This is a genomic window from Metabacillus herbersteinensis, from assembly GCF_042433335.1.
GTDB lineage: Bacteria > Bacillota > Bacilli > Bacillales > Bacillaceae > Metabacillus > Metabacillus herbersteinensis.
In genome coordinates this window covers 100,522-120,046 of the sequence record NZ_JBHLVO010000008.1, presented here as the reverse complement: position 1 = coordinate 120,046, position 19,525 = coordinate 100,522, and the positions used below count along the sequence as shown (strand labels likewise).

Sequence of the window (19,525 nt, the reverse complement as noted above, 5' to 3'; positions counted from 1 at the left end):
GCTACCAATTGAACGTACTACTCCTTAGAAAACAAGTAACTAAATGGTTGTCTTTTTCATCTTTTCCTCCTTCTTATCATACATTGTCTTGAGAGAGTATTAGGGGGGAGACAAATGAGTGGAGCGAATCATAAAGCCCTTGAGTATGCAATCGATGAAATTACCGAGGTAGCGAAGGGCTTTGGATTGGATTATTATCCGATGAGATATGAAATTTGTCCTGCAGATATAATCTATACCTTTGGTGCATATGGAATGCCAACACGATTTTCACATTGGAGCTTTGGAAAGCAATTTCATCGCATGAAGCTTCAGTATGATCTAGGATTAAGCAAGATTTATGAGCTTGTGATTAATTCAGATCCCTGTTATGCCTTTTTATTAGATACCAATTCTCTTATTCAAAATAAATTAATTGTTGCTCATGTTTTGGCACATTGCGATTTCTTTAAGAATAATTGTCGCTTTGCTAACACTAAACGTGAAATGGTTGAAAGCATGGCGGCAACAGCTGAACGTGTAAAGCAGTATGAAATTCTCTACGGTAGATCAGAAGTTGAGACATTTTTAGATGCGGTTTTATCGATTCAAGAACATATTGATCCCTCCCTCGTCCGGTCAAAACTCGCTTGGACGATTGATGATTTAGAAGAGGAAGAAGAAGTGAAAAAAACTTCTCCATATGATGATTTGTGGCACATGGATGACAAAGATAAACCTGAAGAGGTACTTAAAAAGAGGAAGAAGAAATTTCCACCATCACCAGAAAAGGATATTCTCCTTTTTATCGAAGAATACAGCAGAGAGCTAGAGGACTGGCAACGAGACATTTTAACAATGATGAGAGAAGAGATGCTCTATTTTTGGCCACAGCTCGAAACGAAAATCATGAACGAAGGCTGGGCTTCCTACTGGCATCAACGAATTCTCAGGGAGATCGATTTAACATCAGACGAGGCCATTGAATTCGCTAAGCTGAATGCAGGTGTTGTACAGCCATCAAAAACAAGTATTAACCCATATTATTTAGGATTAAAAATCTTTGAAGACATCGAAGATCGCTACAACAATCCGACGGATGAAATGAAGCGACTAGGTGTTACAGAAGGCTCAGGTAGAGAAAAAATGTTCGAGGTTCGTGAAGTTGAATCTGACATTTCTTTTATCCGTAACTACTTAACAAAGGACCTTGTGATGAGAGAGGATATGTATCTTTTCCAAAAACAAGGTCGTGATTATAAAATTGTCGACAAAAAGTGGGAAGGCGTTCGAGACCAACTTGTCAACATGCGGGTAAATGGAGGGTTTCCTTATATTACAGTTAATGATGGAGACTATCAAAAAAACAACGAATTGTATTTAATGCATTGGTACGAAGGAATTGAACTTGACTTAAAATATCTCGAAAAAGTCCTGCCTTATGTACATCAGCTGTGGGGGCGAACTGTTCATATGGAAAGTATTTTAGAGGGTAAAGCTGTGTTGTTTACGTATGATGGAAAGAGTTTGCATCGGAGGTATTTATGAAAGGAAGAAGCTACTCAAAAATGAGTAGCTTCTTTTTAAATCAACTTATTTCTCTTCCTCATTCTCCCAAAGAAGCCCCACAGTTCCTTCTCCAGCATGAACCGCAATCGTTGAACTTATTTCTCCCATAACAATCTCTAGTTGGGGGTATTTGGACTTTAATTCATGTTCAAAACTAATTGCTTTATCAAAAACATTGCCATGCATAATTTGAACTTCATTAATAGTGTATCTATCGTAGAATTCATCGAATATTTCTAGAATTCTTTTGCTCGCTTTTTTTTCGGAACGAACCTTTTCAAAGAGTTCAAATTCACCTTGCTTATTGATTTTGATAATCGGTTTTATTTGAAGAATATTTCCTAATAAGTAGGAAGTACCTGACATTCTTCCCCCTTTATAAAACTGATCAAGATTGCCTAATAGCATGTATCGTTCTGAATTTTCGGTTCTTGCACGTAGCTTTGTGGCAATTGTTTGGTAGTCTAATCCTTTACTTGCAAAATCGATTCCTTGATTAATCAAAGTTGTAATACTGTATGACAAGGATTTGGAATCAACCGTTTCAACAGGAAAACCAGCAAGTTCACTACCTGCTTGGCAGCTTGCTAAGGTACCACTTAGTTTCCCTGAGACATGAATCGCAATTGCGTGGTCATATTTATTTTTAAGTTTTTCAAAAAGCTCAGCAAACTTTCCATTAGAAGGCTGAGATGTTTTTGGTATCTGCTTATATTCTTTAATACGTCGATATAACTCATCCGTTGTTAAATTAATTCCATCTTCAAGCTCTTCTTCCCCAAAGATTATCACCATTGGGACGACATATACGTCGGGATGGTTACTTAGTTCTTTCGTTAAATAAACAGTGCTATCTGTAATCCAAGCAATCTTTTTTTTAGTCATAGTGGAATTTCCTTTTAGTTTATTTTAAAGAATTATCGTGTCATATGTAGCTGTCTTGAATTATACCTTTATCTAAGGAATCAAGCGAGACAATTAGAAAACGGTTTCAACTCAATAATGTACTTACACCCTATCATTATTTTCTAAAACGACATGGCTTATTTACAAATGTCACAGGTAGAACTTGGCTGTCAAGGAATTAATAAAATTTTACCCGTGCTCTTACGGCTCTCTAGAAATCTGTGAGCTTCTTGTCCATCATTAAATAGAGTTGCTTTATGAATGCAAGTATAAGGGGCAGTGCCCATAATTAAAGAAGAGCTCCTCTTTCCTAACGAGAGTGGCTCTTCTTTACTTAACTATCACTATTCATTTGATAACTTTGAATATCGTCTGCTTCCAAAATACCTATTGTAATGTCTCCGATATCGGGGTCCTTAAAAAGGAGGTCCTTTACTCTGTATTTTATGTCATCTGCTATAGCTAGTGTTAAACCCTTTTTTAATTCGATATATGCTTCAATATGATATTTTCGACCTTCTTGGATAATCCTCATCTTCTTAATATCAACAACATCAGGGTCTGAAAAAATGATAGTCGCCACGCGATCTTCTACAATCTTTGGAGCGGCAACTCCGATCAATCCTAGTGTATTTTCGTAACCAATTTTAATTGCTATTCCTGTGAGTAAAAGACCAATTAAGATCGTGCCAATTCCGTCAAGAACAGCTAAACCAGTAAAATGAGCAATCACAATTGAAAATAATGCGAGCAATGCACCGAAAGTAGCAATGATATCTTCGTAAAACACCAATCTTGTTGGCGGAGAAGCGAGATTTACATTTTTAAAAGAATTAGCGATCACATTAACACCTTTGTCGCCACTTCGACTTTCATGTGCAATTTCTTTCATTGCTTTTACTAAAATTGCCCCGTCAATTAAGACGGCTATAACCAAAATGGAAATGCTTAGTAAGATATTTGAAGATTCTTTAGGGTGCTGAATCAATTCCCAACCTTTGTGAATCGTTTCATATGCCATGATTGAAATGACAATTACTGCAATTAACACAAATAAATTAACAACTCGACCAAATCCTGTCGGAAACCGTTTAGTAGGTGCCTTTTCAGCAAGGGCACTACCAAAAAAGACGAATCCTTGGTTTAGTGCATCTGCTGCAGAATGAAGAGTGGTGGCAAACATTGTACCACTCCCACTAATAACTGCTGCAATACCTTTAATAATCGTCAATACTGTATTTCCTAGTGCGGCAATGCCTGACGACTTATTCCCTTGTTTTAATAAGCTTATAAAGGACATAGTTTCACCCCTAATTTTAGTTGAAGTGACAGTCAAAAAAGGAACAGTAATTTAAGGTTGAATAAATGATCATTTTGTTTATGCATATTTATGTACGTATTTGATCTTACTTACCACAATGAGTTGTAAATGAACCTCTAAATCTAAAAAAGACTATGAATTTAGTACAAATTTCTCAATAGCATGTGCAACTCCATGCTCATCATTTGTTAGTGTCACAACGTCACTCAATTCTTTTACTGTTGGATCGGCATTTCCCATTGCTACTGACAATCCCGCAATCTCAAGCATAGGTACATCGTTAAAGTTATCGCCAATTGCGACAGTGCTTTCAATTGGAATATTATAATACTCGGCCATCGTTTTTAAACCATTTCCTTTATGGCCATTGATTGCCATAATTTCAATGTTGTGTGGACCAGATGTCGTGATTGAAATACCTTCGTATTTTTTTAAAGAGGCAATCAAATCATCTTTCTTTTCTATTTCAATCGTTGGGACAAAGAACTTTTGAATGGTCAAGTCATCAACTTTTAAAACTTCTTCGAGCTGATTGAAGATTTTAATTGAGTCTGTTTCAGCTGGTTGTTCAGTCATGCGTTTGTATTCTTCTGGCGACAAAGAATCTGCTAACGCCTGATTTTGTTCGAATGTCTGGGTTAGGCGCGCTGACCAGGTAGTAGGGACAAATATACCGTGGCTTGTGTAGAGTTTGAATGGGTACTTTTTTTCATCTAAGGTATTTGCAACGCTTGCAACATCTTGTTTATTCAAAGAAATTTCACTTAAAGTTTTTCCATCTGCTACAACGACTGTCCCATTACTTCCAGCTACAGGGCACTCTAGGCTCGTATTCTCTATTACGCCACGAATATCCTCTGGTGCTCGACCAGAACAAATCATCACAACATGCCCCTGATTTTGCGCAGTTTGAATAGCTTTAATATTTTCCTTTGATATTTCAAGCTTTGAAGACAAAAGTGTACCATCTAAATCAATTGCAATTAGTTTTCTCATAATGTACTCCTTTTACTGAATTTATTTCCAGTATTTATTATGCCATATATCACCTCTGTAAATCATTAAAAGGACACTAAGATTAGACGGTTTTGGAAGATTGTTTTATTTCATAAAGATATATATACTTTCTATATAGATTAGGAGGTTTTGCAGTTGATACGTTTTGGTGTTATTGGGACCAATTGGATTACAGAAAGCTTTATTGATGGGGCCAGAGAAGTAGAAGATTTCTCCTTAACAGCTGTTTACTCTAGAACAGAGGAAACAGCAATGAAATTTGCAGAAAAACATGATATTCCTTTTACCTTTACTGATTTGAATAGCATGGCAAGTAGTCAAGAAATTGATGCAGTCTATATTGCAAGCCCAAACTCATTACATTCAGAACAATCGATCCTTTTGATGAATAAAGGAAAGCATGTAATTTGTGAAAAGCCGATTGCTTCTAATTCCGCAGAATTGAAGGTTATGATTGAGGTAGCGAAAAAGAATAAAGTTGTGTTAATGGAAGCAATGAAAACGACATTATTACCGAATTTTAACGCCATAAAAGAAAATTTACATAAACTAGGGAAGGTTCGTCGATACGTTGCAAGCTTTTGTCAATATTCCTCAAGGTATGATGCGTATAAACAAGGAACTGTACTAAATGCATTTAATCCAGCCTTTTCAAATGGCGCTTTAATGGACATTGGAATCTATTGTGTGTATCCGTTGGTCGTTTTATTCGGAGAGCCTGATAGTGTGAAAGCAAATGGCATTATGCTAGATTCGGGTGTAGATGGGCAAGGAAGTGTCCTATTAAATTATAGAGACATGGAAGCAGCGGTTATGTATTCGAAAATAACGAATTCATATACTCCGTCTGAAATTCAAGGTGAAAATGGAAGTATCATTATTGATAAAATCAGTACACCAACAAACATTCAAATTCGTTACAAAGATGGCACAACAGAAGACATCACACAGGAACAAAAAAGTAAAAGTATGTATTATGAGGCAAAAGAATTTATGGAGTTAATCAAAAATGGAGAGTTAGAGTCCACGGTTAATTCCTACGAAAATTCAATGATTACTGCTGCAATCTTAGATGAAACAAGAAAGCAGATCGGGCTCACCTTTCCAGCAGATCGAAAGGAATAGAATCAAAATGAATGGCGCCTCTGGCGTCATTTTTTTGATTCGTCAATTGTTGAAACCATTAAATATCTACAATTACAAAATATTCCGAGTATTAATTAAAAACCCTGCCTATGATCCATTTTCTATTTCCGTACGTTAGCTTTTTAATCAACAAGTCATATCAAATTTTCCTACCTTTTCGATTGTATGATATTCTTATAATTAGCTAATTACAAAAGATAAAGGGGATCTGTATGCTCGAGAAGGATGATGCACTACTTTATGAAGAAGTCATGATTAAAGATCGAGTCGCTTTTGAAGCATTGTATGATCGTTATGAAAAGCTTTTATTTTCATTTGCATACCGAATGGCAAAAGATGCAACTGTCGCTGAAGAAGTGGTTCAAGATGTGTTTATGAAACTATGGAACGGCTCAAATTTATACGATCCAAGTAAAGGTAAGTTTTCTTCATGGCTCTTAACGATAACGAGAAATAAAGTAATTGATGAAATTCGCAAACGTGGGCGACATGATGCTGTTGATATTATGGAAAAAGATGGCCTGGTACAAGACGGGAAATCTGTTGAAGAAAAGATTGAATGGGCTGAACAGAAAGAAGTCATTCGAAAAGCAATGTCTCAATTAAAAGAAGATCAACAACATATAATCGAGTTGTTTTACTTTAAAGGATTAAGTCAACAAAAAATATCAGATCAATGCGATTTGCCACTGGGAACTGTGAAAGGCCGAATCCGCATTGCCCTAAAACATCTAAGGAAAATGCTCGATCAAGAAGGGAGGTCATCTCATGTCTAAAGTACAATGTCATCTTTTAATTGACTATTTTAACCAGACATTAACACCAGAAGAAGCGTCAGTATTTAAAAAGCATCTTGTGGATTGCCCAGAATGTCGGGAAGAATTAGATGAATTAAACGAGTTAACACTTGACCTTCCTTATTTGTCAGAATCGGTTCCTGTCCCAGAAGGTATGAAAGCGCGCATCCTAGAAGCAGCTTATCATGAGGATACATTGAAGGAGAAATCGAGTGATTACAGACAAAACGTCGTATCATTAGACACTATCACAGATCAGCAAAATAAACCTAAGCTAGAACAAAATACGTCTGTAGAAGAATTTAGATCACGTAGAAAACGAACATTTTTAATACCAAGTTTAGCTGCTGCTCTCTTTTTATCGTTGGCATCTAATGCGTATTTGTATTATGAAGGAACAAAGCAAAATGCGCCTGTAGAGGTAGGATTAATTCAAAATCAAGTAACGTTAACTCCAGCTGATCAAGTCGGAGAACATATTGCAATCGCATCCTTAATCAAGGAAAACAACAACGATATTTTACAATTACAAGCTTCAAAGCTTCCTGAACTAGAAAATGGTGAATATTATCAAGTGTGGTTAATTGAAGGTGATCAACCGTACCCAACAGGTTATTTTCAACCAGACAAGTTAGGTCAAGGTACAGTTAATTACCAAATTGAACTCGAAGATAAAAAATGGGATACCATTGCGATTACGATTGAAAAAGAACCGAACCTACCAGCCCCAGAAGGTCAAATTGTACTTGCGGGGAAAATCTAGACAGAGGGGATTGTGACCTTTGTCTTTTTTTAAGAAAAAAATAAAGAAGGTGCTATGATGTTTAAATCAAAAAAACGTGTTGTATATATGAAGCTGTTTCTTAGTATGCTGTTTTTATTCCTGTTTTTAACCTTTCCTAACGCAACTAATGCACATACGTACTTAAAAGACTCAACTCCCGCAGAGGGTGAGGTCGTAAAAGAGGATCTTAAAGAGATTAATTTACAATTCGAAACGAAAATTGAATCTTTAAGTAAAATGAAGCTGCTGATTGATGGAGTAGAAATACCATTGAGTGTAGAGGTAAATGAATCAGAAATGATTGGTACGTTAGAAGAACAGATAGAAAATGGCGCTTATCTTATTCAATGGGATATTGTTGGAGAAGATGGTCACCCAATTTCAGGCGAGGTTTCTTTTACAGTTGAAAAAGACGAAGTAGAAGAGGAAAAAGTGGAAGGAAATTCTGAGGGTGAAGAATCGACAACAGAAGAAGATGAGAACACTTCGACAGAAAATGAAGATAACTCAACAGAAGATGAGCAATCAGCGCCTACTGAAACGGAAGGCGACCTCAATGAACAAACTGAAAACAATGAAACAGTGAACGAATCTTCAGGAATATTTACGACGCTATTAATTGTTGTTCTTGCAGTCATTTTAATAGCAGGGATTTTATTAGTATTTAAGAAAAAGAGGTAGGCTATGAGTGCGCTTATTCCAATTACTGAGTATTTAAATTACGTTTTGTTTTCAATTCTTGTTGGTCATATTGTCTTGCAATTTATACCGGAATCTAAGAAGCCTACGATTGTTATTCCGAAATCGACCCTGTTACTTTCAATACTAGGAATTATTCTTTGTTCTTTTGCTCCAGCACTACAGGTAATTTTATATTTTTCAGAAGGACTAGGATATAGGGCGGCATTCTCCATATTGACTGATTTTCAAGTGGGGATTTCATGGATTTTTATCGGCTTTATGGCAACCTTTCTTTGGATGACGATCTATGTTGAGGGTTCTAAATATCTTCAAGCTGTCTGGATACTGCTAATGATTTTGGCAGTCGGCTATTCAAGTCATGTTGCGTCCCTCTATTTTTGGGAAGGTTTAATTACACATTCTCTGCACTTTTTAGCTGTAACTCTTTGGACCGGGCTGCTTTTGCATGTGGCTTGGTTGTCCAAGGACTTAAAAAATTGGTTTTCTTTCTTAAAATGGTTTACTCCATTTGCAATTGGCTGCTTTGTTTTATTAATCACAACCGGACTTCTTGTCATGTTTTATGTAGTTGAACCTAGAGATTATATGAATTCGTGGGCACTACCTTACGGCCAAATGTTATTACTAAAGCATATTAGCATTATTCCACTCTTGTTGTTTGCGTTTATAAATGGTTTTCTAGCAAAAAGATCACTTCAAGACGAAACATTTAAACCACGTCCTTGGCTTCAAGCTGAAAGCATACTATTAATGATCGTGTTTTTTATAACTGGTGTCTTAGGAACCCAATCTCCACCGCACCAAGTGAATTTTACCGTTAAATCAGAAGGTGCTGCGACTTGGGTAGAATCGTTGATTGGAAAAGAAATAATTCCACCATTCTTGATTCAAGTAGCCCCGTCTTTGCAGGGTATTTTATTGGTGATCTTTAGTTTTATGTTTTTGATACTAATTATCATCAGTTTTAATAAAAAAATTAAATCAACTGTCGCATTGCTCTTTGCCAGCTGTTTTATTGTTTCACTTTATTTAGGATTAATGATGAACGTTACATCTGTTACACAGTAATGAAATATTAGGAAAGACGTCAATTAAATGGCGTCTTTTTTGTACTTAGAATCGCTTACTCTCTTCGTGTTTCCTTTCTTCTTACGTCGCTAAACGGGCGCTTGCTCCTTTTTTAAAAAACTTGTCCCAACAACGTTTGTAAGCCCTTGGATAAGCATTTTTTTGAGTTATTAGGTATAATAAAGTTCCATTCAGATTGGATTAACCATCGATAACACTATATACGTGCTCGGTTTAATTATAAATCAAAAAGGGGGAGTATTATGACAGAGATACCATTAGCTGGGAAAGAGGAAATGAAAAAACATCAAGCACAGCCAAAATCAAAGGTTTTTCGAAGAGGCTTGTTTATTTTTATTGGTGCTGTACTTATGGCTGTAGGTTTAGAAATCTTTTTAGTACCCAATAAAGTCATTGATGGTGGAATTGTTGGAATTTCGATCATGCTATCCCATCTCACTGGAGTCGGACTTGGACTTTTCATCTTCTTATTAAATATTCCATTTTTCTTTATAGGATATAAACAAATAGGAAAAACGTTTGCATTTTCTACCGTTTTTGGCATCACGATTTTATCGATCGCGACTGCACTCCTTCATCCAGTCCCAGCGTTTACAGAGGATCTTCTTTTAGCGACTGTATTTGGAGGAATTGTATTAGGGGTTGGTGTTGGAATCGTCATTCGTTACGGTGGTTCTTTAGATGGTACAGAAATCCTCGCAATACTAGCAAATAAAAAACTACCATTCTCCGTTGGTGAAATCATTATGTTTTTTAATCTTTTTATCTTAGGAAGCGCTGGATTTGTGTTTAGCTGGAATCGGGCAATGTATTCGCTCATCGCTTATTTTATTGCGTTTAAAACAATAGACGTTGTGATTCAAGGTCTTGATGAATCAAAGGCTGCTTGGATCATTAGCGATCAGCATGACGAAATCGGGGACGCCATTTTAGCGAGACTTGGTCGTGGAGTTACGTACTTAAAAGGTGAAGGTGCCTATACAGGTGACGATAAAAAAGTCATTTTCTGTATCATTACTCGACTCGAAGAAGCAAAACTGAAAACAATTGTTGAAGATATAGATTCTACAGCGTTTCTGGCAGTAGGCAATATAGCCGAAGTGAGGGGCGGAAGATTTAAGAAGCGAGATATTCATTAAAATAGAGGGTTAATTTTCCTTTACACATCATACAAATGAAGTAATGGACAAGTAAAATGGTTGTGTAAAGGAGTAAGGGATGAAAGAACTTTTATTTTCATTTTTAGAAAATCTCTCAGATCTCGGTTATGTTGGGATTGCTCTTGGTCTCATGATTGAAGTGATTCCAAGTGAAATTGTCCTTGGTTACGGTGGCTATTTAATTCTGCTAGGTAAAATTCATTTTTTTAGTGCATTTCTTGCTGGTGTCGTTGGCGGAACGCTTGCACAGCTTTTCTTATATTGGATGGGTTATTATGGTGGTCGGCCGTTTCTTGAGAAATACGGAAAATACCTACTCATTGATCAAAAACATCTCGATGTTTCAGAAAAGTGGTTTAAAAAGTATGGAACGGGTGTGATCTTTGGTGCAAGGTTTATCCCTGTTGTGAGGCATGCGATCTCAATTCCAGCAGGTGTGGCAAAAATGCCTCTTTGGAAATTTACAGTTTACACGGTTGCAGCAATGATACCCTGGACGTTGTTCTTTTTATACCTAGGAGTCGAGTTGGGAAGCAATTGGATGACAATAAAAGAAGTCGCGCAACCTTACCTCATACCGCTAGCAAGCATTGCACTAGTAGCAGGGGTTATGTATGTACTAGTGAAAAAGCATAGTAAACCGAAATATAGTTAATTAAGTATAAAGAGGTTCTAAGAAGTCAAACTGACTTTTTAGGGCTTTTTTTTAAAAGAAAAACTATGCCAACTAACGTTTTCCTTCTTTCAAACTTAATCTGAAAATTTGGGCACATTATAATTGACAAAATATTTATAACAACATAAACTAATAATCAAATAAGTATTTGAATGAAGTTGGTGAAGCGATGAAAAATGAGGATGTTTGTGAAGTAGTGTGTGTTGATGCTGAAAAGGTATCAAGAGTAAAAAGTGAGATTGAAACGATACAGACTCAGGAAGTGGCAAAAATATTCAAAGCATTATCAGATGATACGAGGGTGAAGATAGCTTATTCATTACTACAAGAATATGAACTATGTGTATGCGATGTGGCGAATATTGTGAAGTGTACAACAGCTACAGCTTCACACCATTTAAGGCTACTACGGAATCTAGGTTTAGCGAAGTATCGAAAAGAAGGTAAGCTCGTTTATTACTCTTTAGATGACGATCATGTAAAACAGCTAATCTCAATTGCATTTGCTCATCAAAAGGAGGTCGAACTTCGTGCAGGAAGCTGAAAAAACGGTATATCGTATTCAAGGTTTCACTTGTGCTGGGTGTGCGACAACGTTCGAAAAAAATGTGAAATCCTTGAATGGTGTAGCAGATGCAAAAGTAAACTTTGGTGCAGCAAAATTAACGGTTTATGGAGAGGCAACCATTCAACAACTTGAAAAAGCAGGTTCATTTGAAGGTTTAAAAGTTACCTCTGAACATGAGAAGATTGAGTATAAAAAAGAACCCTTTTATAAAAGGCATGGAGCTATTTTAATATCGGCCTTGTTTCTATTAGCTGGGTGGTTTGTAGCTTATCAATCAGGCGAAGAGAGCACCTCGTCTAATCTACTGTTCGCTGCGTCAATTGTCGTGGGGGGATATCGTTTATTTCAGACGGGAATTATTAATCTTATTCGTTTTCAGTTTGATATGAAAACACTGATGACTGTTGCGATTATTGGTGCAGCGATTATTGGAGAATGGGGGGAAGGTGCGACGGTTGTCATCCTTTTCGCGATTAGTGAGGCGCTGGAATCTTACTCGATGGACAAAGCAAGGCAATCCATTCGTTCTTTAATGGATGTTGCACCAACAGTAGCATTAGTCAAAAGAAACAATCAGGAATTTTTGTTAGATGTAGATGAGATTGTAGTAGGAGATATAATTATTGTAAAGCCTGGTCAGAAAATTGCCATGGACGGTGTGGTCGTAAACGGAGCATCGACAATAAATCAAGCCGCGATCACAGGAGAATCAGTACCAATTTTAAAAGAACAAAACGATGAGGTTTTTGCAGGAACACTAAATGAAGAAGGTCTACTTGAAATTAAAGTAACAAAACGTGCGGAAGATGCTACAATCGCGAAAATCATTCATTTAGTAGAAGAGGCACAGGCAGAACGAGCACCTTCTCAAGCCTTTGTTGATAAATTTGCTAAGTACTACACCCCAGCAATTATGTTTGTGGCACTATGTGTTGCCATTTTGCCACCCCTTTTCCTTGGAGCTGCATGGAGTACTTGGATTTACCAAGGCCTTGCCGTATTAGTTGTAGGTTGTCCTTGTGCACTTGTCATTTCCACCCCAGTCGCGATTGTAACTGCAATTGGAAATGCAGCAAGAAATGGCGTTTTAATTAAAGGTGGTATTCACCTTGAAGAAACAGGTCAATTAAGAGCAATTGCTTTTGACAAGACGGGAACTCTAACAAAGGGTTTACCTATTGTAACTGATTTTCAAACACTAAGTAACCACAGTGAATCGGAGCTGTTAACGATTATTGCAGCCTTTGAAAATCGATCCGCACACCCTCTGGCATCAGCGATTGTAAAAAGAGCGGATTTGGAAAAATTGAATTACCAGAGCATAAATGTAGAGGACTTTTCATCAATTACAGGCAAAGGAATAAAGGGACTTGTGAATGGTGAACTCTATCTTATAGGTAGTCCTTCTTTCATAAAAGAAGCATTGGGTGAACTTTTGTTAGAAAAGGTATACCACGATATAACTGAATTACAAGAACAGGGAAAAACCGTAATTGTAACAGCGAATACTAAGGAGATTGTCGCAATTATGGCAGTCGCGGATGAAGTAAGAGAGAGCAGCAGGGACGTCGTTAAAAGATTAACTGAATTAGGTATTGAAAAAACAATTATGTTAACTGGTGATAATCAGGCAACTGCTTTAGCGATTGGAAACCAGGTGGGTGTTTCTAATATTGAATCTGAGTTATTACCGCAAGATAAATTAACGTATATAAAAGATCTAAGAAGTCGCTTTGGGAAGGTTGGCATGGTTGGTGATGGAGTAAACGACGCGCCAGCAATGGCTGCATCTACTGTCGGAATTGCAATGGGTGGAGCTGGAACAGATACTGCGCTTGAAACAGCTGATATTGCTCTAATGGGAGATGATCTAAAAAAACTACCATTCACAATAAAACTCAGTCGCCAAGCCTTAAAGATTATTAAGCAAAATATCACCTTTTCGCTAGGAATCAAGTTAGTTGCATTATTACTAGTTGTACCTGGCTGGTTAACACTCTGGATTGCAATCTTTGCGGATATGGGTGCAACACTTCTGGTTACCTTAAATGCCTTGCGATTGTTAAAGTTGAAAGATTAATTTACATCGAAAAAACACCTCATAACTGTGGTGTTTTTTTGATTTGATTTATCCTTATATTTACAATGTATTTACAGGGCTGAAATCCCTGTTATATAGATTTCGATTTAGTAACATTGCACGAAGAAGGATTGCTTTTTTAATAAAAAAGACATATAATCTTTATTGTTAAGTATCTTTACTATCAAGATATTACTTTAGTGAAGCATTGCAAGAAAGAAGGTTGACAATGAATGAGCAACGAAAAGAATTGATTGAAGCTCTTGCCGGGTCTTTCTTTAAAATAGGACGTTCTGTAAATCAGCAACTTTTTCAATCGAAAAATAGTCACTCTCTAACTCCACCACAATTTTATATTCTCTTTGTTTTGAAAAAACAAGGTAGGATGACCGTTTCACAGCTTGGCCAGCTATTGGAATTAACATCTGGAGCGACAACTACAGCCACTAATCGATTAGAGGAAGTTGGCTATATTTTGCGTACACGTGACCTTGAAGACCGTCGTGTTGTGTGGTTAGAAATTACGAGAGAGGGTATCGTAATGATTGAGTCCTCATTAGATAAGAGAAATGAAATATGGGGAGAGTTTTTGGATGAGCTTGACCTTTCTGAACTTAAATCATTGCAATCGTTACTCGGTAAAGTAAAAAAGGAATTGTAGATTGAAGGGAGAGATATTTGTGCCATCTATCGACGAAATCACGAAGCGATTAAGAGAAAAAGGATTACGCGTACAAAAGGTATTGTCTCGAAAAGAGCTTGTTGAAAAGTTAACAAAAACCATTTATCTTCGTCCCACAACTACATTTACGTCAGATATTAAGAAGATATAAGTGCTAGAGGTTGTTCAAAAAAGTCACCAAACGATAAGTTTCTAATCTCTACTGTGTTGTTGTTTGAACACCATTTCTAGTGGATATTCATCTAATGAAATCCGCTTTTTATTTTAATATCACCAGAATTTATATAATTTTAGACTCAGTATGCGTTTCTGAATCCAGCTCCAGCGCCTAGCCCCTCGAGGTCATAAGTCAATTATAAATTGAAGGCAAAGAACGCCTTCTATTTATAATCGTCTTATGCTTGTCGGGGCTGAACAAGGCACTTGCGCTTTTTTTATTGTATATACTTAACAAGATTAACCGTTTACAAGATTAATATACTACCAAATGAAGATGATAACAGAGGTGAAAGTATTGGAACATTTAAGTTATAAAGAAAAAGTGACAATTATGATTGCGATAATAGGAGCGATGTTTTTTGCAGCTGTAAACCAAACGATCGTTGGGAATGCGCTACCAAAGATAATTGCAGATCTTGGTGGGTTGGATTACTATAGCTGGGTATTTACAATTTATATGTTAACTTCAGCCATTACAACAATTTTAGTTGGAAAACTTTCTGATATATATGGACGGAAACCATTTATATTAACAGGAATTTTCATTTTTATGATCGGAGCATTTCTATCAGGCCTGTCAACAGATATTTTTCAATTGATTACTTATCGAGGCATACAGGGATTAGGTGCAGGTATGATTATGTCAACAGCATTTACAGCTGTTGGTGACTTGTTTGCTCCTCGTGAGCGTGGTAAGTGGCAGGGAGCAATGAGTGCAGTTTTTGGACTTTCAAGTGTTTTTGGTCCAGCGCTTGGGGGGTATATTGTTGATAATCTTGAGTGGAAATGGGTATTTTGGGTATTCCTCCCGCTAGGCATAGTTGCTGCGGCCTTGATTTGGAAACTTTTTCCTAAGCAAGAGAAAAAGCAAGGGGAGACGGTGGATTATTTAGGATCTATCTTTCTGACTATAACGCTAGTTGCGACATTGCTAGGCTTTTCTTGGGCTGGCTCAAAATATGCTTGGAGTTCAATCGAAACTATTGGTTTGTTTAGTGGGGCAATTCTTTCGCTATTGCTTTTTATATTTGTCGAGAAAAAGGCGAAGAGCCCAATCTTACCCCTGTATTTATTTAAAAACAGCATTTTCACGATTTCAAATGTGATTGGCTTTGCGATTGGTGTGGCGATGTTCGGTGGAGCGATGTATATTCCTTACTTTGTTCAAGGGGTTTTAGGATTTACCGCTACACATTCAAGTTTTATTACGATGACAATGACGCTAGGATTAGTTTTTGCTAGTGCAATTGGCGGACAAATTATTAGTAAAACTGGCAAGTATAAATTGCAGGCAATTATTGGGTTAATGATCACAACGGCTGGCATGTTTTTATTTTCAACAATGAATGCTGACACATCCCAATGGCTTTTAATTGTTTATTTAGTTCTTGTTGGTGTAGGTTTAGGTGTGGGAATGACTGTGTTCACTTTAACGGTCCAAAATGCTGTAGATCAAAGTCTTCTAGGTGTTGCTACTGCTACGACACAGTTATTCAGATCAATTGGTGGTACAGTTGGTGTTGCTATTATGGGAACCGTTTTAAATCAACGTATGAGCGATAAAATGGCGGAATCATTTGAGGCAGCCAGTGGGCAAACTGCTGTGCCAGAAGGAATGCAAAGTCAAATGCAAGCACTACAAAATCCACAACTACTGTTAGATCATACGAAGCTTGAGCAAATTAAGCAAAGCTTGCCACCTGAAATGGTAGAGTTATTTGAAAAAATGGTTGTAATGCTTCAAGATTCTTTAAGCTTTGCGTTATCTGGAGTTTTCTTAACTGCAACATTTATTATGATTGTAGCTGTTGTGTTAACGTTCTTCCTGAGAGAGATACCACTTAGAAGTGCGTATGATGGGAAAGAAGAGGAGAAGACAGGTGCTGTGAGAGCTAGATTGAACAAGAAACCAGCAGTGGAGTAGGTGGCGGCGTTTGAGAGATAATTTAAATTCTCGACAAATTAACAGCCTTTTTCGCTTAATTCACTTTGAATTTAAATTAATAATCGCTAAAAACCTAAAATTTGGAGAGAATTCTTTCCTTCTTTCATAGGACAGACTAAGAAAGGAAGAAAGGATGATACTCGTGACTGAAGAAGATAATAATTTCTACCAAGATGACGTTTTCAAGCAAGCACAAGTTGTTCAGCATCCAAAGGAAGCAACTGGGTCCGCATTACTACTGACTCAATCCTTCAATTTGTTATCTGGAAAAGATTTATCGAGTAGAGTTGATGAAGAATAAAAATAGACCCAGTGATTTCAAATCACTGGGTCTATTTTTTAATGATTCGCCATTTTAGCGTTTGGTTTATCATAAACGGCTAATTTTTTTACTAAATGTGAGCTATCATGATTTAGGCCAACTATGTTAACAATCGTATCGTTTTTCTTGAACTTCATAACGATTTTATCAACAGCACCTACAGCTGAGTCATCCCATAGATGAGTATGACTGAAATCAATTTCGACGTGCTCAATTTCTTCTTTAAAATCGAACTTTGCAACTAAATCTGTTACGGATGCAAAGAATAATTGTCCCTTAACTATATAAATCTTCTTGTTATCATTTTGATCATAAGTTGTATCAACTGCAACCTTTGAAATTTTAGCTGCAAAGAAAATGGCACTTAATAATACTCCAGCTAAAACACCTTTAGAAAGGTCATGTGTAACGACAACTGTTGCTACGGTTACAATCATAACAGCAGTATCTGTGATTGGCATCACAGGTAGCTTCTTCAATGAAGACCAATCAAAGGTTCCAATTGAAACCATAATCATTACTCCGACTAAAGCTGCCATTGGAATTTGAATTAAGATATTATTTAATAGAAGTATGAGGACCATTAAAAAGGCACCAGCAACTAGTGTGGATAACCTTCCACGTCCTCCTGATTTAACATTAATGACAGATTGACCAATCATCGCGCAACCGGCCATGCCACCGAAGAAACCTGAAACGATGTTTGCAATTCCTTGCCCTTTTGCTTCTCTATTTTTATCACTTTCTGTATCTGTCATATCATCAACAATTTGAGCAGTTAACAGAGATTCTAGTAACCCAACTAATGCTAATGCAATAGAGTAAGGTAAGATAATTTGTAGTGTTTCAAAATTCAAAGGAATTTCAGGAATGAGAAACAACGGTAAAGCTTGCGTTAATTCTCCCATATCTCCAACTGTACGAACCGAAACTCCTGAAATAACTGCAAAGATCGTCATCACGACAATTGCAACGAGTGGTGATGGGACTACTTTTGTAAAACGAGGTAAAATATAAATAATAGCTAATGAACCAACAACCATTGCATACATCACCCAAGTTTCGCCAACAAAGTGAGGCAATTGGGCCATGAAAATTAATATGGCAAGTGCATTCACAAACCCAACCATAACCGATCTAGGGATGAATTTCATCAGCTTCCCAAGCTTTAATACGCCCATAATAATTTGGATAATACCGGTTAAAATCGTAGCAGCAAGTAAATATTGTAAGCCGTGATCCGCGACTAATGTTACCATTACTAACGCCATTGCACCTGTAGCAGCTGAAATCATCCCAGGTCTGCCACCAATAAAAGCAATTACAACGGCAATACAAAATGAAGCGTATAATCCAACCATTGGATCTACCCCTGCAATAATAGAAAAGGCAATCGCTTCAGGAATTAAAGCTAAAGCTACGACGATTCCAGCTAAAACATCGCCTCGCACATTTCCAAACCATTCTTGTTTAATTGTTTGTACGTTCAAAACAGCACCTCTTTCTCCAATATTTTATGATGATGACTTTCAACTCTCATGAAAGTCGGGTCCGTTATTAACGTAGATGATTATACCACCGATTTTCATTTTTATGTAGTCTTATGTAAGCGCATAAAACATACGGATGCTTTAAATAGCGGATAAATGCTTAAACTATGTGGAAGATTGTCACAAAGGAAAAATAAAAAACGATGCATTGTTAAGCATCGTTTTCTCAACTATTCCTGATGATGTAAATCCTTTTCCTTAAGTGTAGTAATAATACTATAGGAGATATGTTCCCATAATGATTCATCTTGGCTATAGGTTTTTGTTAACCGTTGAATAAACTCCAGTTGTTTTTCTTTAAAGTTTTGTGCATCACTTGGAGGGAGAGTAGCTTTTTCTTGTTCAACTAGCTTTTGAACTTTTTGAGCTCGCGGTCCCCATACAGCTTTTTCATTACCTTCTTGATCAATGAAGATGAAAATTGGAATCGAACGCGCAGTTCCGTTTGTTAAGTATTGATCCATGAGTTCTAAATTTTGATCGCGGAGTAGGAAGCGAACCGCCATGTTAGCAGCTTCAGCAATTCGAACTAAAATCGGATTATTTACAAGTGCATCTCCACACCAATCCTCAGTTAAAACAATCACCTTTAATTGTCTTGCTTGAATTTTTTCTAGAAATGAAATGTCATCTTCATTTAACGTGAATCGTTCATATATTGAAAGCATAACTTCTTTGTTAACGGTCATTTTTTCACGGTATTGTTCAAATGTTAGTCCTTTTGAATACCAATCATTAAGGTTCATCTCTTTCACCTCGTAAAGTTAGAATATGTTCTACTTAAAATATCAAATCTTGATTAGAAAAGCGAGAAAGATGCCTGATAAATTGCTTTTTGCTCATTCTTCCTTCAAGAGGATAGAATAATGTGTAATTCGTAAAAGATAAAAAAGGGAGTTTGGATAATTGTGAAGAAGTGTACTTTAAAAACTCACATAATTAAACAAGTGGAACCCGTATCTTTTTACGTTCGTAAATCGTTACTATATTGAGAGCTCTCACAAGGGGTGTTA

Annotated in this window: 19 protein-coding genes; 14 read left to right on the top strand and 5 right to left on the bottom strand. The window is 36.7% G+C overall.

What is annotated here, in order from left to right; all coding sequences use genetic code 11:
* Positions 1–114 precede the first annotated feature (114 nt).
* The gene (locus tag ACFFIX_RS11955) at positions 115–1,527 is read left to right on the top strand and encodes a SpoVR family protein (RefSeq protein WP_378934177.1); all 1,413 of its coding nucleotides are present in this window, start codon (positions 115–117) and stop codon (positions 1,525–1,527) included.
* Positions 1,528–1,572: 45 nt separating this feature from the next.
* Here the strand turns inward: ACFFIX_RS11955 and ACFFIX_RS11950 are convergent, their stop codons facing one another.
* From ACFFIX_RS11950 to ACFFIX_RS11940, 3 genes are all read right to left on the bottom strand, one after another.
* Positions 1,573–2,433 carry a fatty acid kinase binding subunit FakB gene (locus tag ACFFIX_RS11950; RefSeq protein WP_378934175.1) on the bottom strand — a complete coding sequence of 287 codons (861 nt, stop codon included), beginning with the start codon at positions 2,431–2,433 and terminating at the stop codon, positions 1,573–1,575.
* A 355-nt stretch (positions 2,434–2,788) separates the two neighbouring features.
* Positions 2,789–3,754, bottom strand: coding sequence for a cation diffusion facilitator family transporter (locus tag ACFFIX_RS11945; protein WP_378934173.1), 966 nt, complete (start codon positions 3,752–3,754; stop codon positions 2,789–2,791).
* Positions 3,755–3,907: 153 nt separating this feature from the next.
* Entirely contained in the window at positions 3,908–4,771 is an 864-nt protein-coding gene (locus tag ACFFIX_RS11940) for a Cof-type HAD-IIB family hydrolase (protein ID WP_378934171.1), read from the bottom strand.
* A gap of 156 nt (positions 4,772–4,927) precedes the next feature.
* Here ACFFIX_RS11940 and ACFFIX_RS11935 point away from each other — a divergent pair, with 156 nt between their 5' ends.
* The 13 genes from ACFFIX_RS11935 (at position 4,928) to ACFFIX_RS11875 (ending at position 16,941) form a co-directional block, all read left to right on the top strand.
* Positions 4,928–5,917, top strand: coding sequence for a Gfo/Idh/MocA family protein (locus ACFFIX_RS11935; protein WP_378934169.1), 990 nt, complete (start codon positions 4,928–4,930; stop codon positions 5,915–5,917).
* Between the two features lie 233 nt (positions 5,918–6,150).
* Positions 6,151–6,714, top strand: coding sequence for an RNA polymerase sigma factor (locus tag ACFFIX_RS11930; protein WP_378934167.1), 564 nt, complete (start codon positions 6,151–6,153; stop codon positions 6,712–6,714).
* Positions 6,707–7,498: an anti-sigma factor domain-containing protein gene (locus ACFFIX_RS11925; protein WP_378934164.1), complete on the top strand. Its 792-nt coding sequence runs from the start codon at positions 6,707–6,709 to the stop codon at positions 7,496–7,498. The genes ACFFIX_RS11930 and ACFFIX_RS11925 overlap by 8 nt, the downstream gene beginning before the upstream one ends.
* 57 nt (positions 7,499–7,555) lie before the next feature.
* Positions 7,556–8,200 carry a copper resistance CopC family protein gene (locus ACFFIX_RS11920; protein ID WP_378934162.1) on the top strand — a complete coding sequence of 215 codons (645 nt, stop codon included), beginning with the start codon at positions 7,556–7,558 and terminating at the stop codon, positions 8,198–8,200.
* A 3-nt stretch (positions 8,201–8,203) separates the two neighbouring features.
* Positions 8,204–9,289 (top strand): CopD family protein, encoded by a 1,086-nt coding sequence (locus tag ACFFIX_RS11915; RefSeq protein WP_378934160.1) that lies wholly within the window; start codon positions 8,204–8,206, stop codon positions 9,287–9,289.
* A 296-nt stretch (positions 9,290–9,585) separates the two neighbouring features.
* A complete protein-coding gene (locus tag ACFFIX_RS11910; protein WP_378934272.1) occupies positions 9,586–10,449 on the top strand; it encodes a YitT family protein in 864 nt (287 codons plus the stop codon).
* A gap of 79 nt (positions 10,450–10,528) precedes the next feature.
* Positions 10,529–11,125, top strand: a complete 597-nt coding sequence (uptA, locus tag ACFFIX_RS11905) for an undecaprenyl phosphate transporter UptA (RefSeq protein WP_378934158.1) — start codon at positions 10,529–10,531, stop codon at positions 11,123–11,125.
* Positions 11,126–11,315: 190 nt separating this feature from the next.
* A complete protein-coding gene (locus ACFFIX_RS11900) occupies positions 11,316–11,690 on the top strand; it encodes an ArsR/SmtB family transcription factor (protein ID WP_378934270.1) in 375 nt (124 codons plus the stop codon).
* Positions 11,677–13,794: a heavy metal translocating P-type ATPase gene (locus ACFFIX_RS11895; protein ID WP_378934156.1), complete on the top strand. Its 2,118-nt coding sequence runs from the start codon at positions 11,677–11,679 to the stop codon at positions 13,792–13,794. The genes ACFFIX_RS11900 and ACFFIX_RS11895 overlap by 14 nt, the downstream gene beginning before the upstream one ends.
* Before the next feature lie 229 nt (positions 13,795–14,023).
* Positions 14,024–14,455, top strand: a complete 432-nt coding sequence (locus tag ACFFIX_RS11890) for a MarR family winged helix-turn-helix transcriptional regulator (protein ID WP_378934154.1) — start codon at positions 14,024–14,026, stop codon at positions 14,453–14,455.
* A 19-nt stretch (positions 14,456–14,474) separates the two neighbouring features.
* A complete protein-coding gene (locus ACFFIX_RS11885) occupies positions 14,475–14,627 on the top strand; it encodes a hypothetical protein (RefSeq protein WP_378934152.1) in 153 nt (50 codons plus the stop codon).
* Positions 14,628–14,990: 363 nt separating this feature from the next.
* Complete coding sequence (locus ACFFIX_RS11880) at positions 14,991–16,619, top strand: MDR family MFS transporter (protein WP_378934150.1); 1,629 nt, start codon at positions 14,991–14,993, stop codon at positions 16,617–16,619.
* 163 nt (positions 16,620–16,782) lie between these two features.
* Positions 16,783–16,941: a hypothetical protein gene (locus ACFFIX_RS11875; RefSeq protein WP_378934148.1), complete on the top strand. Its 159-nt coding sequence runs from the start codon at positions 16,783–16,785 to the stop codon at positions 16,939–16,941.
* A 38-nt stretch (positions 16,942–16,979) separates the two neighbouring features.
* Here ACFFIX_RS11875 and ACFFIX_RS11870 read toward each other — a convergent pair whose 3' ends face one another.
* A complete protein-coding gene (locus ACFFIX_RS11870; RefSeq protein ID WP_378934146.1) occupies positions 16,980–18,452 on the bottom strand; it encodes a SulP family inorganic anion transporter in 1,473 nt (490 codons plus the stop codon).
* Between the two features lie 230 nt (positions 18,453–18,682).
* On the bottom strand, positions 18,683–19,258 hold the full coding sequence (locus ACFFIX_RS11865; RefSeq protein ID WP_378934144.1) for a thioredoxin family protein: 576 nt from the start codon (positions 19,256–19,258) through the stop codon (positions 18,683–18,685).
* Positions 19,259–19,525: the final 267 nt, after the last annotated feature.

Bases quoted from the DNA above. Each gene is read 5' to 3' on its own strand.
- ACFFIX_RS11955 (WP_378934177.1), top strand. From the start codon at position 115: ATGAGTGGAGCGAATCATAAAGCCCTTGAGTATGCAATCGATGAAATT.
- ACFFIX_RS11950 (WP_378934175.1), bottom strand. From the start codon at position 2,433: ATGACTAAAAAAAAGATTGCTTGGATTACAGATAGCACTGTTTATTTA.
- ACFFIX_RS11945 (WP_378934173.1), bottom strand. From the start codon at position 3,754: ATGTCCTTTATAAGCTTATTAAAACAAGGGAATAAGTCGTCAGGCATT.
- ACFFIX_RS11940 (WP_378934171.1), bottom strand. From the start codon at position 4,771: ATGAGAAAACTAATTGCAATTGATTTAGATGGTACACTTTTGTCTTCA.
- ACFFIX_RS11930 (WP_378934167.1), top strand. From the start codon at position 6,151: ATGCTCGAGAAGGATGATGCACTACTTTATGAAGAAGTCATGATTAAA.
- ACFFIX_RS11925 (WP_378934164.1), top strand. From the start codon at position 6,707: ATGTCTAAAGTACAATGTCATCTTTTAATTGACTATTTTAACCAGACA.
- ACFFIX_RS11920 (WP_378934162.1), top strand. From the start codon at position 7,556: ATGTTTAAATCAAAAAAACGTGTTGTATATATGAAGCTGTTTCTTAGT.
- ACFFIX_RS11915 (WP_378934160.1), top strand. From the start codon at position 8,204: ATGAGTGCGCTTATTCCAATTACTGAGTATTTAAATTACGTTTTGTTT.
- ACFFIX_RS11910 (WP_378934272.1), top strand. From the start codon at position 9,586: ATGAAAAAACATCAAGCACAGCCAAAATCAAAGGTTTTTCGAAGAGGC.
- uptA (WP_378934158.1), top strand. From the start codon at position 10,529: ATGAAAGAACTTTTATTTTCATTTTTAGAAAATCTCTCAGATCTCGGT.
- ACFFIX_RS11900 (WP_378934270.1), top strand. From the start codon at position 11,316: ATGAAAAATGAGGATGTTTGTGAAGTAGTGTGTGTTGATGCTGAAAAG.
- ACFFIX_RS11890 (WP_378934154.1), top strand. From the start codon at position 14,024: ATGAATGAGCAACGAAAAGAATTGATTGAAGCTCTTGCCGGGTCTTTC.
- ACFFIX_RS11865 (WP_378934144.1), bottom strand. From the start codon at position 19,258: ATGAACCTTAATGATTGGTATTCAAAAGGACTAACATTTGAACAATAC.